Source organism: Hanstruepera ponticola (assembly GCF_002940745.1).
GTDB classification, from domain to species: domain Bacteria; phylum Bacteroidota; class Bacteroidia; order Flavobacteriales; family Flavobacteriaceae; genus Hanstruepera; species Hanstruepera ponticola.
This window is the reverse complement of the sequence record NZ_POTB01000001.1, coordinates 424,776-441,399: the sequence shown is the minus strand read 5'-3', so window position 1 is coordinate 441,399 and position 16,624 is coordinate 424,776. Positions and strand designations below refer to the sequence as shown.

Genomic DNA, 16,624 nt, shown 5'->3' with positions numbered 1-16,624 from the left:
TTTACATATAGACAAATATAATTTACAAAAAGAATAATATATATGACAAAAAAAGGTAGCTCAATTTGAGCTACCTTTTATATGAAGATGGTATTTATTAAGTTGTTTGTTTTGTAATTCCTTGAAAGATGTGAGCAATGACAATTACAATGACACAGCCAACAAAATTAAGCCAAAGAAAAGGTAGATTAATCATTTCAAATTCATTCAGCAAAAACAGGCCTATTACAAGAACTTGCGTTATTAAAGCAGCAACGAATACAGCATTACCTTTAATATATTTGAAAAAGAATGCTAAAAGAAAAATACCCAATACATTGCCATAAAATATAGATCCTATGATGTTTACAAGCTGGATGAGATTTTCGGCTAAATTGGCAACACAGGCAACCAAAATGGCTAATATTCCCCAAATTAAAGTAAACCATCTTGAGGCTTTTACCATTTGGGTTTCAGTTTTTTCAGTTGTATTTCGCTTATATAAATCTATTGTAGTGGTTGATGCTAGTGCATTTAATTCACTTGCTGTACTTGACATGGCCGCGCTTAAAATTACTGCTAGCAGCAACCCAATTAAACCACGAGGGAGATTGTTTAGGATAAAATGAATAAAAACATAATCCTTATCGTTACTTTCAACTTTTATTTGTTTGGCTTCGCCAGCTTTTTCTATTAATGCTTTGGCACGATTTCGAATACTATCATTCTTGGCATTAGCAAGAGCAACACCTTGAATTGAAGCCTCGTTTTTATTGGTAATGAAATCGGCAATAAGAGCTTGCTTATCTTCATAAATAGCATCTTGTTCAGTTTGTAGTCTTTCATATTCATCAGCATATTCAGTTTCTAAAACAACTTCGGTTGCCACAGGATTGAAATTAACAGGAGCTTTATTAAATTGATAAAAAACAAATACCATCACACCAACTAACAAAATAAAGAATTGCATAGGTACTTTGAAGATTCCGTTAAAAATCAGACCTAATTGCATTTCCCTTACGGATTTACCTGATAGATAACGCTGCACTTGGCTTTGGTCTGTTCCAAAGTAAGAAAGCATTAAAAATGTACCACCAATAATACCACTCCAAAAGGTGTAACGATTATTCAAATCAAAAGAGAAATCAAGAATGTCCATTTTACCACTAGCTCCAGCAATGTCTAAAGCATTACTAAAAGTGATATTTTCCGGTAGCTTATTTACTATAAGAATAAAAGCTATAACCATTCCTGTAAAAATAACAACCATTTGGTGTTTTTGAGTGACATTTACAGCTTTAGTACCTCCTGAAACAGTGTAAATAATAACTAGAATACCTATAATAACGTTAAGCAATAATAAGTTCCAACCCAATACCACTGATAGTATAATTGCGGGAGCAAAAATGGTTATCCCAGCAGCTAAGCCACGTTGTATTAGGAATAATATAGCAGTAAGTGTTCGGGTTTTTAAATCAAATCTATTTTCTAAAAACTCATAGGCTGTATATACTTTAAGTCTATGGTAAAGTGGTATAAAAACCATACAAATAACAACCATGGCTATTGGTAGTCCAAAGTAAAATTGAACAAATCCCATTCCATCATTAAACGCCTGACCTGGCGTTGATAGAAAGGTAATGGCACTAGCTTGAGTTGCCATAACAGATAATCCAATGGTCCACCATTGGGAAGAGTTACCACCTTTTAAGTAATCCTGAACGTTCTTGCTACCTCTAGTTTGGTAAGTTCCATAACCAACTATTGTCAATAAAGTCAATGATAAGATAATCCAATCTAATGTTTGCATAATTAAAAGGCTTGCATGATTAGATAGAAGACAATCCAATAAACCACATTAGCTAGAAGTACTAATGTGTACATTTTCTTCCATTGGTAGTTGGATTCATTCATGAGATTAGTTTTTTAAGTTTTGTTCAGGTTTTAATGTTTCCTGTCCAATGGATAACATATTGGCAAACAACCTATAGGCTCCTGATACACCTGCAGGAAATTCCCTGAAGAAACTTAAGCCAGTATATATGTAGTAGCCTTTACCATATTGTGCAACAAGAAGACTACCTTTTTTTGATGATTCTCCTTTATCATTCATGGATAATATAGGTGTAAATTCTTTTCCCCATGAATCTGGGAAGTATAAACCACGCTCTTGAGTCCATCCATCAAAATCCTGTTCTGTAATTTTGTTAGGGTAATTTAATAAAGGATGATTAGGTTCTAGAAATTTAACTTCTGCAAACTCATCTGTAACGCGATCACGAGATAACTCTAATTTATAAGGTGCTAAATTATCAACTTTTAATCCGCGACTGGTATTGTATTGTACAATCATATTACCACCATTCTCTACAAAGTCAAATAAGATATCTTGTTTAAATTTTAAAGTTTCAATTGTATTGTATGCGCGAATACCAATAACTACAGCATCAAAGCGGTTTAAATTTTCTGGAGTTATGTCTTCTGGAGCTATCGTTAAAACATGGTAGCCTATTTGTTGTAAGCTTTCAGGAACAACATCGCCAGCTCCTGCAATGTATCCAATATTATCACCTTTCTTTTTTATGTCTAAACGAACTATTTTACTCTCACTTGGTAACAAGACCGTTTGATAGGGGATATGATCATAATCAATTTCTATCAGTTCATCAGTGTATTTGTTTTCGCCAATGGTAACTAATGGACTTACAAAGCCTTCATCTTGATTATTAGGCGGAATTACTTTGAAAGCCACTGTTTGCTCTTCTCCTTTATTGGAAATAGAAATGGTTTGCTTATCTGGGTACACATTCCAATTGTTAGGATGGCATAACTCCACAACACCGTTCAAATTGTTTCGTCCAGCTTTTACACTCACTAAAATTTCTTTTTCATTGTCCGAATCGAATATGATTACTTTCTCTGTAATTCTTGCAGTGGCTTCCGGAATAATTTCAAAAGGTTTGTAAACTTCTCCCTTTACAGGGTCATTGGTTTTATATACTACTGATTTTGTAAATGGAATGGTAACGTTGTCAATTGTAATATTAAAGGTTACTGTAAAGTAATCAGGTGTTTCTGGTTTTCCTATTAATGATGGGTCAGAAACTTTATACATACCAAGCGTGCCTTTTTCTGTCAGCCAATATGGTGTGGTGGTAATTTCTTCATCATCTGTTGCTGTAACCTTGAAGTTTTCTTCAATAGCAATATTATTATTTTCTGTGAGAGTGATTCCTTTATTAACTAATAAGCCGTTAGGATTTATATAGGATACCAAGTCCATATTTAAAGAACTGCGATTAATCACTTCAAGATTGAGTTCAAGGGATTCATTTAAAGTCGCGTGATTGGTTTTGGCGACAGCTTCTAAATATAAGCCAGCACAAGCCGCGATGATTTTTTTTATCTCTTCTGTTTTAACCGTTCTCCAATGGTCATTTTCTAATTTTTGAATCAATTGATACGCAGTAACTAGTTTTGGAATTGAAGCTGATGGATTCTTAAAGTCGTAATTAGCTTCAACATCCTTTAAAATAGTTCCGATAGCTTGGCCACCTTTTACACGACCCCAAGATGTGTCAATACCTTCGAATAAATTAGTTTTATCATTGGGCATTTCGCCTTTTATCAATTCAATATACTCCATTTGGGTACCACGAGTTCCTGTATTACCAAACCCTTGCGATTTGTGTTGACTGCGGCTTAACGCTGCTATTTCGGTATTGCTTAAACCTTTTGAGGGAAAGTATTCGCCTGTATCAAAACCGATTAAATTGGTTTTATCTGCTTTTTCAAAACGCTCTTGACTACCATAAAACCACCAAGAGGTATTAAAAAATATACGTTTTGGTTGCCAGGGTTTAAGATTTTCCAATTGATTTGGGTAGGCAGTTTGGCTATTTGCCAAATCAAATGCTTCAACACTTAACATGGCAGAACTGGTATGGTGACCATGCGTACTTCCAGGTGTTCTGTGGTCAAAGCGGTTGATGATAATATCTGGTTGGAATTGTCTGATGGCTAAAACAACATCACTCAATACTTCCTTTTTGTTCCAGATTTGTAATGTTTCATCTGGATGTTTAGAGTAGCCAAAATCATTGGCACGTGTAAAACGTTGCTCGCCACCGTCAATCTGTCTTGCTGTTAAGAGTTCTTGTGTTCTAATAACTCCTAATAATTCACGTATTTCAGGACCAATAAGGTTTTGACCACCATCACCACGTGTGAGTGATAAATAAGCTGTTCTAGCTTTAACCTCATTCGACATATACGAAATGAGCCGTGTATTTTCGTCATCAGGGTGTGCAGCTACATAGAGAACTGAACCCAAAAAGTTTAGCTTTTTAATGGACTCGTATATTTCTGAAGCGTTGGGTTTTTGAGGCTGCTGCGCAAGTGCACAAAAGGATACTAAAAGGAATAATAATGAGGCTTGTAATGTTTTATACATAATAAACTGGTTAGCTACAGCCAAATATAATAAAGTAAACGAGGGTTGTGTTGTGTTTTAAAGTTTCTTTAACTTAAACAATAGGTATTTAAAGCCACTTCTTTCTTTTGAAATAGTATAACATGCCTATAAAGACTACAATCATAACAGCCCAAAGAATATAGTAACTGTATTGATAATGGAGTTCTGGCATGTGGTCAAAATTCATACCGTAGATACCTGCAATGAATGTGAGTGGAATGAAAATGGTTGCCATGATGGTTAATACTTTCATGACTTCGTTCATTTTATTACTAATGGATGTCATATACATATCCATTAAACTGAATATCATCTCGCGGTAAATATCAATGGTATCTGAAAGCTGAATGGTATGGTCATAAATATCACGATAGAACTGAATGGTTCTAGGTTTAATGAGTTTGTGATCACTTTTTTCAATACGGCTTATGATTTCGCGCATTGGAAAAATAACGCGACGTACTTTGAGCAATTCTTTTTTAAGTTCCAGTACTTGTTTGTTCAGATTTTCTTTTATTATGCCACTAAAAAGCAGGTCTTCAAGATCTTCTACTTTATTACCCATGGTTTCATTGACAATAAAGTAATGGTCCACCACAGCATCTATTAAAGCATAGAGTAAGTGGTCTGATCCCAGACCTCGAATTCGCCCTTTAGCGAAGCGCAATCTATCTCTAACAGAATCAAATACATCGCCTTCTGCTTCTTGAAAGGTGAGTACATAATTATCGCCTAGCACAAAGCTTACTTGTTCGGCAACAATATTTTCATCGGTATCATAATAGAGCATTTTTAAGACGACAAATATATAATCGTCATACTCATCTATTTTGGGTCTTTGTGAGGTGTTTACAATATCTTCTAAAATCAGATTGTGAAGGTTGTAGAATTCACCAATACGTTGGATTTCGTCAATATAATTAAGACCATTGATATTGATCCAAGTTATGGTGTCTGTGGTTTTGAATTTTAAAATTTCGTCTATATCAAAATGTTCCTGTTCATGAACAAATTCGCTATTGTAATCAAAGGATTCTATAAAGAGTTTTTGTGAAGTCTTGTCGCCGGTGTACACCATGGTTCCTGGAACCTGACCAACGTGCTTTTTATATTTACTGGTTCTTTTTTTACCCATAGAACAGAAATTTACAATATTTTTTTTAACTAAACGGCATCAGAGCCTTCATCAATAGCATCTTTTTGAACAAGTGTTACCGCCTTTTGTAAAATTAAGTTGTTGGGATAGGTAACTAAATCACCATTATCTTGCCTTAAATGTAGTTGAAAGGCACCAATATCTTCAATAATGGCTTCAATAGGAAAATCTTTATCATGTATTTGGATTTTGTCACCTACTTTATAGGGGAAAGAGAAAAACATGATAATACCAGAAGTGATATTGCTGAGAATAGACCAAATAGCAAAAAGCGCAATGCCGATTACTGCAAATACCGAAGAAAACACTAAGGCTAAATCCTTGAATTCAGCACCAAAAATAATGGCTTCAAATAAAATCCAGAGTCCAAAAATTGTGACTGTAGTATAGCGACAAATTAACTGAATACGCGCATCATTAATACCCGATTTTCTCCCTAGTTTTTTTATTAAGGTGTTTGCAATGATGCGAACCACAAATAATAAAACCAATAAAAAGGCGCTGATGATTAATTCTGATTGGTACTTCTCAAAAAACATAATTTGTGTTCTTAATGTTGAGTGTAAAGATAGTATAGAAATGTATATGTGTTAAGTTCTTTTGGGTTTTTTATGCACTGTATATTCGTTTTTGTGATACTGAAAGCGAACCAAAAAGCCTGTTACTGATGTAAGCATGAATTTTATCTTTATTGTACCTATTCTTGCATTTACAGAATGGGGTTGCTTCTCAATGCTTTTTTCTCATACTTCGACAATCACTCGAAGTGACGACTATTTTGGCGTTTGGATACTGAAGCGAGTTTAGGTGACAAGAAAATTTAGATTGTGAGCGTATGGGTAAAAAGGTGTAATTTTATAATATGAAATCACATAAGTCCATTGTAAACGTTTTTTATTTGGTTTGTGCTTTGTTATTAACATTTGAAACACAAGCGCAGATAATGGCAGAGGCTGATTGCCAAGACGCCTATACTATTTGTGATGCCAGCCAGAGCTATTATTTTGAGGTAAATGGGCCTGGTGCCATAGATGATGCTTATGGTGAAATAGGAATTTTTTGTCAGTCCAATACCAGTGCTGCTGCTTTTGAGTCCAGTTCTGCTTGGTTTACCTTTACACCCAAATATACGGGTGAGTTTGGGTTTTATATCTTACCGGAAATAGAAGAGGATTGGGAGTATATACTGTTTGGTAACAACCCCGATTGTATCGATTTGCACAATACGGATTATCAAATAATCTGTAATACTGATAATCCAAATAATTCTATTGATGCTTATACAGGTATCGGTGATCACCCGATTCAAGGGGGTGGAGGCACTATTGATGGATTTTGGCCTTATGTTACTGTTAATGCAGGTGAGCGGTATGTGCTATTTATAACCCCATACCTAGTTGATGGTGGTTTTAACCATCGTGCTACCTTGACCTTTCAAGGTGGGTTGATAGAAACATACGGTGCTGATGCTTTTGAGCAGGTTGAGGCTTGTACGCTTGGTGTTGGGGAAACTGGTTTGGATGTGGTGCAGGTTTACCCCAACCCTGTAGGGGATGTGTTGCGGGTTACGGCTAAAAGCGCTATAAGGTCTGTGGTTGTTTATAATTTATTAGGTCAACGGGTTTTGGTTTCTCAACCAAATGCTGGTGTATCGCGTGATGCTATAGATGTATCTGGATTTGAGTCTGGGCTTTATTTGGTTCGGGTTTTTGTTGGGGATGTTGTTGAGACGTTTAAGGTTTTGAAGCGTTAAAAGAGCTTTGTTGATTTCTAACGCACCAAAAAAGGATGCCGTATTTGTGGTAGTGGTTTTCTGGTGTTGCTTGAATGGGGTTGCTTCTCGATACCATTTTCTCATACTTCGACAATCACTCGAAGTGACGACTATTTTGGCGTTTGGATACTGAAGCGAGTTTAGGTGACAATAGTAGTATCTATTCTATTGGCTTTAGAAGTATAGATGGTGTTAGGAAACTAATGAATTGAGTGTTTCATATACAAGGTGTGTTGGTAGTCCGACTACATTGAAGTATGAGCCTTCAATTTTAGTGATACCTATTTGTCCAATCCACTCTTGGATGCCGTAGGCTCCAGCCTTATCAAAAGGTTTAAATAAATCTATGTAATGATTTATTTCTGAATCATTTAACTTTTTAAAAGTTACTTTAGTGATGGCGTTGACTGTTTTTTGTATTGTAGGTGTTGTGAAGCATACCGATGTGATGACTTCATGTGTGTTGTTACTTAACGATTGAATCATTTGGAAGGCTTCTTCTTCAGTATTTGGTTTGCCTAAAGCTTGGTTGTTATGCCAAACAATGGTGTCGCTTGTAATCAAGATATCATTGCTTTTTAATTCTTCTTTAAAAGGCAGTGCTTTCAATTGAGCCAAGTAATCACTTATTTCAAAATGATTCAGTCTATCTGGGAATTCTTCTTTTACGGGTTTTAACCGAATTTCAAAAGGGATGTTTAAATCTTTAAAAAACTGTTGTCTTCTTGGTGACCCAGAAGCTAGAATGATATGGTAATTATTTAGGTTATTATTTAACATTAATCTAAAAGTACAAATTTATACACCACAAGCGATAACATACCGAAAAGCATAATGGCTTTAGTCAGCTTACTCAAGAAGGCAAAATCTTTTTTTGTTTCTGCCATATATAGCTTAATAATTAAATAGATAAGTGGTGCAATGACGAAAATTAAAAAATATACAACAACATATATTTGTTTGTACATGTATGTGGCAACGTAATATATGACTAGAAAAAGCGGAATAAAAGCAATTGCAAAAGTAACTTTGGCTGCACGATTACGCCCAATAGCTATGGGTAAAGTGTTCATACCTGCTTTATGATCGCCATCAATATCTTGAATATCTTTAATGAGCTCTCTGATTACATTCAATAGAAACGCAAAAACGGCGTAGTCAAAAATGATTTTAAAAAAGGTTAACTGTGTTTCTTGATTATGTGGAGTAACAGCGGGTAGTAGTTCAAACAATCCGACTATTATTAGACTTAAGGCCACTAAAATAGAAATCACAATATTACCAACTAATATGAGTTGTTTCAAGTAGCTTGCATAGATGTAAAGCAAAGCTGATATTACTACAAACAAGGCAAAAAAACCACTTCTGCCTACTAAATGCGATAGATAAAACCCAAGCAAAACGCCAATAACATTAAAAACAATAAAAAGGGTGTAAGCTGTTTTTTCTGAAACAGTTTTGCCAACAATTACCTTATTGGGTTTGTTTATGAGGTCTGTTTCCTGATCAAAAATGTCATTGATGATATAGCCAGCTGCAGCCAGACATAAGGTTGTAATCATAAGCAACGAAAATCCAAAACCATTTAATGTGATGTCTATACCAAAAGGAAGTAGCAACACATATTTAAGTAGATATTGCATCAAGGCAATCATTAATAGATTTTTCCAGCGGATGAGGTTGAGAATGTTCAATTTTAGTGTTTAGTTTTTAGTAACTGTATTAATCATATTTAGCATCGAAGCTTCCCAGCCATTTGTCTTGAACCTTTAAAACCTGCTCAATGACATCTCTAACAGCGCCTTTTCCACCATTTTTATGGGATACATATTTTGAGATTGCTTTTATTTCCGGAACGGCATCTTGTGGGCAGGTAGGTAAACCTACTAACTTCATAACTGGAAAATCTGGAATATCATCACCCATATACAACACATTTTTTAAATCTATATTGTTTGAATCCAGATAGTTGTTAAGCTGCTCAATTTTATTATGAGCACCTAAAAACACATTGTTTATGCCTAAACCATTTAAACGCAGTCTAACACCTTCATTAGAGCCTCCAGAAATGATACATATATTATAGCCACGATCTACAGCTGTTTTTAGGGCATAGCCATCTTTGATATTCATACTTCGTAACATGTCTCCAGAAGTAGTTACCATGACAGATCCATCAGTTAGTACGCCATCAATATCAAAAATAAAGGTGGTGATGTGATTTAAGTACTCTTTATAGCTTTTATCTTCCATGTGTTTTCTTTATTGATTGTGTAAGCAGTTCATAAATGGCCTTATGTTCCTCACTTTCTAGTTGTTTTAAGTGTTTTTTTATGGTTTTTTTATCATTGCGCTTTGCAGGCCCTGTTTGCGCCATGTAAGGTGAGACCTCTTGAACTTTTTTTGCAGTTTCTAAAATCAACGGTTTAAGAATATCAAAATTGATATTTTTGGCATCACTTATTTCATGGGCAATACGGTATAATTGATTGGTGAAATTATTTACAAAAACAGCGGACAGGTGTAGTGTTTGACGTTGTTCTGTGTTGATTTTATACCAATTACTTCCAATAGCATTAGCCAGTGCTTTAAGGGTTTTTAAATCCTTTTTGTCAAGTGCTTCAATGCAAACTGGAATTTCAGAGAAATTGACAGCTACATCCTTTGAGAATGTTTGTAACGGATAAAAAACACCTCGCCTGTTTTTTTTGTCTAAATCGTAAATATTCACACTGCCTGATGTGTGTACCGTAAATCTGTTCTCAAAAGGAAGTCTTTGTGAAAGTTCTGAAATGGCATCGTCACTTACAGCTAGTACATATATATCGGCTTTTTTCAAAGCTTGTATATCATTGGTGATTTCAACATTATTTTTGTAGCTGCTTATTTTTTTTATATCTCTGTTGAACCATTGCTTTACGGTTATACCTTCAGCATCTCTAAAAGCCTTATAAAGATGTGTTGCAACGTTTCCTGCGCCTAAAAGACAAACTGTAATCATATGGCTAAAATAAGTAAGTATTATATGATATAAAAACAACAAGCATTATCTTTGTTAGCGTATGGATAAAAAAGATATTAAAACCCGTGATGATGTTCATTTACTTGTATCATCGTTTTATGATAAAGTAAAAGAGGATGCCTTACTGGGCCCTTTTTTTCTACCTATAATAACAGATTGGGAGGCGCATATTGACCGGCTTACATCATTTTGGGAAACCAGTTTATTTATGACCCGAAAGTTGGAGCATAAATATTATGGAAATCCTCTTGAGGTTCATGTTAAGGTCGATCAGGAAAACAATCAAAGTATTACGGAACATCATTTTGGCATATGGCTTAATTTATGGTTTCAAACCATAGACGAATTGTTTGTAGGTGAAGTAGCAGATAATGCTAAACGCAGAGCCAGAAAAATGGGAACTTTTTTGTATTTGAAAATATTTGAAGCGCGTTAGTAATTTGCGTAATTTTAACAACATTTCGCGAGCTTCAATGACTTAAAACTAAACAAAAAGCATTAAATTTGCACGACCCAATTTTAGAGTCTCATACTATGCTTAATAAACTCTCCAAAATTCTATTTTCTACCCGTTTAACATCCATTTTATTTATTGCTTTTGCTGCTGCTATGGCTATTGGTACATTTATGGATGCTGGACAAGAGACATCGCCAACACCTTATACACGTAATTTGATTTATAATACATGGTGGTTTGAAGCTATTATGTTATTATTTGTAATTAACTTTTTAGGAAATATTAAAAAATATCGCCTTTGGCGAAAGGAGCAGTGGGCGACACTAACATTACACTTATCCTTTATTCTCATAATTGTTGGAGCAGGTATTACCCGTTATATTGGGTTTGAAGGAATGATGGCTATTCGTGAAGGTGAAACCGAAAATGTATTTCTTTCCCAAAAAACGTATATCACAGCCTACATTGATGGTGATTATATGATAAATGGGTTACCGCAGCGTAAAATTGTTGAAGAGGAAGTTGACTTTTCGCCTAGATTGGATAACGATTTTAAAATTACAGAAACCTATAATGATCAACCTGTGGTTTTTGAATTAGAAAAATTTATTGCTGGAGCTGAAAAAGATATTTTGCCGGATGACGAAGGTGAAGAATACCTTAAACTTGTTGAAGCAGGAGGTGGTGCGCCACACAATCATTTTTTAAAATCTGGTGAAGTTCAGAGTATTCATAACATCCTTTTTTCATTAAATAAAGAGGTGGATGGTGCTGTAAATATCACTTATAGTGATGGTGAGCTTAACATACAATCGCCTTTTGAAGGTGAGTATATGACTATGGCTACGGGCAATACAGGTAAATTGGTCAAAGATAGTATTCAACCATTGGTACTGCGTTCACGTTACATCATTGGTAATATGCAAATGGTATTTCCAAAACCCGTTGTAAAGGGTAAATTTGATATTGTTAAAAAATCACAGTTATTACGAGGCGATGAAGATGGTTTGGTTTTAAAAGTAACTTCAAAAGGTGAAACAAAGCGTATTAAATTATTAGGAGGTCAAGGTTATAGTAAACCATTTGAAGAGGTATCAGTTGGCGGATTGGATATTGCTGTAAAATACGGCTCTAAAATATTAGAATTACCGTTTAATATAAAACTCAATGATTTTATTGCTGATAAATATCCTGGTACTGAAAATAGTTATTCGGCATTTGCCAGTGAGGTAACAGTGTTGGATGAGGAGCAGGGCGATTTTAATTATCGCATTTTTATGAATAACATTTTAGACCACAGAGGGTATCGTTTTTTTCAATCTGGATTTGATCCTGATGAAAAAGGCACGAAACTATCGGTTAATCATGATATGTTAGGTACTTGGGTAACCTATATTGGGTACTTTTTACTGTACCTTGGTTTAATGGCTATTTTATTTGATAAAAATTCGCGTTTTGGTGACTTAAAGCGTTTACTTGAAAAGGTTAAAAATAAAAAACCCAAAGCTGCAGCTATACTGTTTCTGTGTTTGGGCCTTCAAGGATATTCACAGACGCATAGTGTAAATGATGGTCATGACCACGGGAGAACTTCAAAAGCACAAATAGATTCTATTTTAAGAGCCAATATCACACCCAAAGATCATGCTGATAAATTTGGGCATTTGGTTATACAGGATGTTAGTGGCCGTATGATGCCTGTCAATACATTTGCTTCTGAAATGTTACGAAAATTGAGTAAGCATGATACTTATGAGGAATTTGATGCTAATCAGGTGTTTTTATCTATTCAAGAAAGCCCATTGTTATGGTACAATGTACCAATCATTTATTTAAAACCTCAAAAAGGTGATTCTATCAGGAGGTTAATAGGTGTAGAAAAGGATCAGAAATATATCGCTTTAGTTGATTTTTTCACGCCTGAAGGTAATTACAAACTGGCTCCTTATCTTGAAGAAGCTTATAAGGCTCAAATCCCTAATGGTTTTCAAAAAGAATTTAAGGAAACTGATCAACGAGTCAATTTGCTGTACAATACTATAGATGGTTATGCGCTGCGAATTTTCCCCTTACCTGATGATGAAAACAATAAATGGATTTCGTCAATAGAGTATAGGCGAGAAGGGTATAAAGAGCAAGTAAAAGATTCACTTTACGGGAACTTTATCAATAATGGATTTAGTGCCTATTTAATGACATTGAATAATGCCAAAAAATCAGGTGATTATTCTCAAGCTAATGAGATTTTAGAATCCTTTACTAAAACGCAAAGAAAGTATGGTAGCGAGGTGATGCTTTCCGAAAAGAAAATTAAAACAGAAATAGCCTACAATAAATACGATATTTTTAAAAAGTTGTTTAGCTGGTATCTATATGCAGCAACGATTTTATTTGTGTTATTGATTGTTCAAATTTTCAAGGATAAAAGTAAATTGATTGATAAGCTTACAAACTTTAAATATGTTATTCATGCCCTGTTTGCTTTGCATACTTTAGGTTTAATTGCCAGGTGGTATATTTCGGGCCATGCGCCTTGGAGTGATGCTTATGAATCCATGATTTATGTAGCTTGGGCTACGATGTTTTTTGGACTTGCTTTTGGGCGTAAGAGTGATTTAACCATTGCTTCAACTGCTTTTGTAACGTCAATGATTTTGATGGTCGCGCATTGGAACTGGATGGATCCTGCCATTGCAAATCTACAGCCTGTACTAGATAGTTATTGGCTTATGATTCATGTTGCTGTTATTGTGGCGAGTTATGGGCCTTTTACGTTGGGAATGATACTAGGATTGGTAGCCTTATTGTTAATGATTTTTACTAACAAGAATAATAAGGATAGATTATTATCTAAAATTAAAGAGATTACCATCATTAATGAAATGGCATTAACTGTTGGGTTAGTTATGCTGACCATTGGAAACTTTTTAGGTGGAATGTGGGCTAACGAAAGTTGGGGACGTTATTGGGGATGGGATCCAAAAGAGACTTGGGCCTTAATCAGTATTATGATTTATGCGTTTGTCATTCATATGCGATTGGTTCCAGGGTTACGTGGTCGTTTTGGTTTTAATTTGGCATCTATTATTGCCTTTTCCAGTATAATGATGACCTATTTTGGAGTGAATTTCTATTTAGCTGGATTACATTCTTATGCCAGCGGAGATCAAATAGTGAGTGTAAAGTTTATCGCTATAGCCTTTGGAATAGTTGCTGTAATAGGTGTGTTAGCGTATAGAAAGTATGTTAAGTTCTACAAAAAATAATATTTCATAATTAGTTCACATGAAAATCTTCAAAGAGTTCAAAGAGTTTGCTGTAAAAGGCAATATGATGGATATGGCTGTTGGTATTATAATAGGAGCCTCATTTAATAAAGTGATTGATGTACTGGTAAAACAAGTTTTCTTACCACCACTGTCTTTGCTTACTGATGGCGTTAATTTTCAAGATAGACGTATTATATTAAAAGATGCAGTTACAGATGCTTCAGGAGCCATTGTAACAAATGAGGTTGCTATTGGTTATGGTGCATTTGGTGAAGTGCTGCTGGATTTTATAATCATTGGTTTTACCGTTTTTGTTGTGGTGAAATTCATGAATCGTTTACGAAAACGTGCCCAAGACACAAAAGACCATACGGTAGCGACCCCAAAGGACATTGAACTCTTGTCAAGACTTTCGGAATTAATGGAAGAACAGAATAGATTACTAAAATCTAGGTCGGAATAATTATAGCTTTATTGGATTTTTATCCAAATTTAAATCATCTAACATATCTTGTGTGAACTTGTAATGTCCACGACGTGTTATGATTCTAAATTTGTGATCTTTCATCCTGGTCAGCACGTCTAAAAAACGCCATTTTGACTTAAGAAGAATAGGCTCTTCTGATTTTAAGCTTATTTCAAAATAGTGTTTTCTACCAGCTTTTTCGGCAACAATGTCTGGCGTGATCGTAACGTCACTGCCTTTTTTGTGATACGATTTTGGCGTTTCGTAACCGTCAACATCAGCTTTGATATTGTCGTAACCTAAATTTTCTAAATAACTTAATGATTCTTTTAAAAAAACGGTATTTTCCTGTTTGTCTGTTGTAGTCATAACTGTAAAGATAGCAAAAAAAAGCTAAAAAATCCAATTATATTTTATAACATTCTATAAATCAGCACAATATGTATTTCGTAGTCCTTTTTGAATTTTACAATATATTTACCATATTTGTATGCCTATGATTGTTTAATATAACCATTTAGATGAGTCGTGAACTTAACGACGTTTAGTTTCAGGTAGTACTTAATTACCTGATGTTTTTTATATTAAACAATTTCAAAAATGCAACAACAAAACATTTCTTTAAAAAAACTATTTCAATATTTTAAGATGGCTGTTTCTGGAAAGGAGCAGGAGTTTACATCTGGAAGTATCAGGCGTGCGGTATTTATGCTTTCAATACCAATGATTCTTGAAATGCTCATGGAATCTATTTTCGCACTTGTAGACATTATGTATGTCTCACAAGTTAGTGTAAATGCTGTAGCTACTATTGGTTTAACCGAATCCGTAATTACACTAGTTTATGCCATAGCTATTGGTTTGAGCATGGCAGCAACGGCTGTTGTGGCTAGGCGTGTTGGAGAAAAGGATATACCAGGTGCCTCAAAAGCTGCGGTTCAGGTTATTATTTTAGGTGTATTGGTGGCTTCAATTATTAGTGTATTTGGTATTATATATCCAAAAGAGTTGCTATCATTAATGGGAGCAGAGCCTGATTTAATTGAAGAAGGATATGGTTATACAAGGGTTCTCATAGGTGGTAACATCACCATCATGCTTTTATTTTTAATCAATGCAATATTTCGTGGTGCTGGAAATGCTTCGGTAGCTATGTGGACATTGGTATTGTCAAACGGGTTGAATATTATTCTAGACCCAATTTTTATTTTTGGTTTTGGACCAGTTCCCGCTTATGGTGTTGAAGGAGCTGCCATTGCCACCACAATTGGACGTGGGACAGCTGTTCTATTTCAATTAGGTATTTTATTTTATGGCTATAGTAAAATAAAAATCAAGCTTAAGGACATGGTGTTACAAATGGAGGTCATGCTTAATCTGATAAAAGTCTCATTAGGTGGAATTGGACAATTTCTAATAGGAACATCCAGTTGGGTGTTTCTTATGCGCATTATGAGTGAGTTTGGTAGTGAGGTTTTGGCTGGTTATACCATAGCCATACGGGTAATGATGTTCACACTTATGCCTGCTTGGGGAATGAGCAATGCAGCTGCGACACTTGTTGGTCAAAACCTTGGTGCACAAAAACCTGATAGGGCTGAACAATCTGTTTGGAAAACAGGAAAATATAACGCTTGGTTTATGGGGTTGGTTTCCATTGCTTACTTGATTTTTGCACCTCAAATAATACTACTGTTTAATACCACTCCAGATGTGGTTAAGTATGGTAGCTTATGTTTGCGGGTTATTGCAGCTGGTTATATTTTTTATGGTTATGGTATGGTTATTATAAACGCCTTTAATGGCGCAGGAGATACCAAGACGCCAACTTACATAAATTTTGTTTGCTTTTGGTTATTTCAATTACCATTTGCATATATCATGTCAGTCTATTTAGATTTTGGACCTATTGGTGTATTTTCGGCCATTACTTTAGCCGAGGTTTTAATCGCTGTAATTGGAATTATATGGTTCAAAAAAGGCGCTTGGAAGTTGGTAAAAGTGTAGAACATTATTTGTAAATTAGA

Annotated in this window: 14 protein-coding genes; 5 read left to right on the top strand and 9 right to left on the bottom strand. The window is 34.9% G+C overall.

The window, feature by feature from the left end; genetic code table 11:
* Nucleotides 1–97 precede the first annotated feature (97 nt).
* The 4 genes from C1S72_RS01940 to C1S72_RS01925 form a co-directional block, all read right to left on the bottom strand.
* Nucleotides 98–1,789, bottom strand: coding sequence for a sodium:solute symporter (locus C1S72_RS01940; protein ID WP_104733993.1), 1,692 nt, complete (start codon nucleotides 1,787–1,789; stop codon nucleotides 98–100).
* 108 nt (nucleotides 1,790–1,897) lie between these two features.
* Nucleotides 1,898–4,432: a PIG-L family deacetylase gene (locus C1S72_RS01935; RefSeq protein WP_104733992.1), complete on the bottom strand. Its 2,535-nt coding sequence runs from the start codon at nucleotides 4,430–4,432 to the stop codon at nucleotides 1,898–1,900.
* A gap of 88 nt (nucleotides 4,433–4,520) precedes the next feature.
* Nucleotides 4,521–5,588 (bottom strand): magnesium/cobalt transporter CorA, encoded by a 1,068-nt coding sequence (gene corA / locus C1S72_RS01930; protein WP_104733991.1) that lies wholly within the window; start codon nucleotides 5,586–5,588, stop codon nucleotides 4,521–4,523.
* A gap of 29 nt (nucleotides 5,589–5,617) precedes the next feature.
* On the bottom strand, nucleotides 5,618–6,148 hold the full coding sequence (locus C1S72_RS01925; RefSeq protein WP_104733990.1) for a mechanosensitive ion channel domain-containing protein: 531 nt from the start codon (nucleotides 6,146–6,148) through the stop codon (nucleotides 5,618–5,620).
* Between the two features lie 323 nt (nucleotides 6,149–6,471).
* On the opposite strand from C1S72_RS01925, the gene C1S72_RS01920 reads away from it, so the two are divergent.
* Entirely contained in the window at nucleotides 6,472–7,362 is an 891-nt protein-coding gene (locus C1S72_RS01920; RefSeq protein ID WP_104733989.1) for a T9SS type A sorting domain-containing protein, read from the top strand.
* Nucleotides 7,363–7,575: 213 nt separating this feature from the next.
* On the opposite strand, the gene C1S72_RS01915 is transcribed toward C1S72_RS01920, so the two are convergent.
* From C1S72_RS01915 to C1S72_RS01900, 4 genes are read right to left on the bottom strand one after another with little or no spacing between them, the layout of a single operon-like run.
* A complete protein-coding gene (locus C1S72_RS01915) occupies nucleotides 7,576–8,163 on the bottom strand; it encodes a Maf-like protein (protein WP_104733988.1) in 588 nt (195 codons plus the stop codon).
* Nucleotides 8,163–9,077, bottom strand: coding sequence for a geranylgeranylglycerol-phosphate geranylgeranyltransferase (locus tag C1S72_RS01910; RefSeq protein ID WP_104733987.1), 915 nt, complete (start codon nucleotides 9,075–9,077; stop codon nucleotides 8,163–8,165). Before C1S72_RS01910 ends, C1S72_RS01915 begins: the two co-directional genes overlap by 1 nt.
* A gap of 28 nt (nucleotides 9,078–9,105) precedes the next feature.
* Nucleotides 9,106–9,636, bottom strand: a complete 531-nt coding sequence (locus C1S72_RS01905) for a KdsC family phosphatase (protein WP_104733986.1) — start codon at nucleotides 9,634–9,636, stop codon at nucleotides 9,106–9,108.
* Nucleotides 9,626–10,384, bottom strand: a complete 759-nt coding sequence (locus C1S72_RS01900) for a Rossmann-like and DUF2520 domain-containing protein (protein ID WP_104733985.1) — start codon at nucleotides 10,382–10,384, stop codon at nucleotides 9,626–9,628. The genes C1S72_RS01905 and C1S72_RS01900 overlap by 11 nt, the downstream gene beginning before the upstream one ends.
* A gap of 61 nt (nucleotides 10,385–10,445) precedes the next feature.
* On the opposite strand from C1S72_RS01900, the gene C1S72_RS01895 reads away from it, so the two are divergent.
* The 3 genes from C1S72_RS01895 (at nucleotide 10,446) to mscL (ending at nucleotide 14,594) form a co-directional block, all read left to right on the top strand.
* Entirely contained in the window at nucleotides 10,446–10,841 is a 396-nt protein-coding gene (locus C1S72_RS01895) for a group III truncated hemoglobin (RefSeq protein ID WP_104733984.1), read from the top strand.
* Nucleotides 10,842–10,939: 98 nt separating this feature from the next.
* On the top strand, nucleotides 10,940–14,128 hold the full coding sequence (gene ccsA, locus C1S72_RS01890) for a cytochrome c biogenesis protein CcsA (RefSeq protein ID WP_104733983.1): 3,189 nt from the start codon (nucleotides 10,940–10,942) through the stop codon (nucleotides 14,126–14,128).
* A gap of 19 nt (nucleotides 14,129–14,147) precedes the next feature.
* On the top strand, nucleotides 14,148–14,594 hold the full coding sequence (mscL, locus tag C1S72_RS01885; protein ID WP_104733982.1) for a large conductance mechanosensitive channel protein MscL: 447 nt from the start codon (nucleotides 14,148–14,150) through the stop codon (nucleotides 14,592–14,594).
* Here mscL and C1S72_RS01880 read toward each other — a convergent pair whose 3' ends face one another.
* Nucleotides 14,595–14,966, bottom strand: a complete 372-nt coding sequence (locus C1S72_RS01880; RefSeq protein WP_104733981.1) for a hypothetical protein — start codon at nucleotides 14,964–14,966, stop codon at nucleotides 14,595–14,597.
* Between the two features lie 231 nt (nucleotides 14,967–15,197).
* On the opposite strand from C1S72_RS01880, the gene C1S72_RS01875 reads away from it, so the two are divergent.
* Nucleotides 15,198–16,604 (top strand): MATE family efflux transporter, encoded by a 1,407-nt coding sequence (locus C1S72_RS01875; RefSeq protein ID WP_104733980.1) that lies wholly within the window; start codon nucleotides 15,198–15,200, stop codon nucleotides 16,602–16,604.
* Nucleotides 16,605–16,624: the final 20 nt, after the last annotated feature.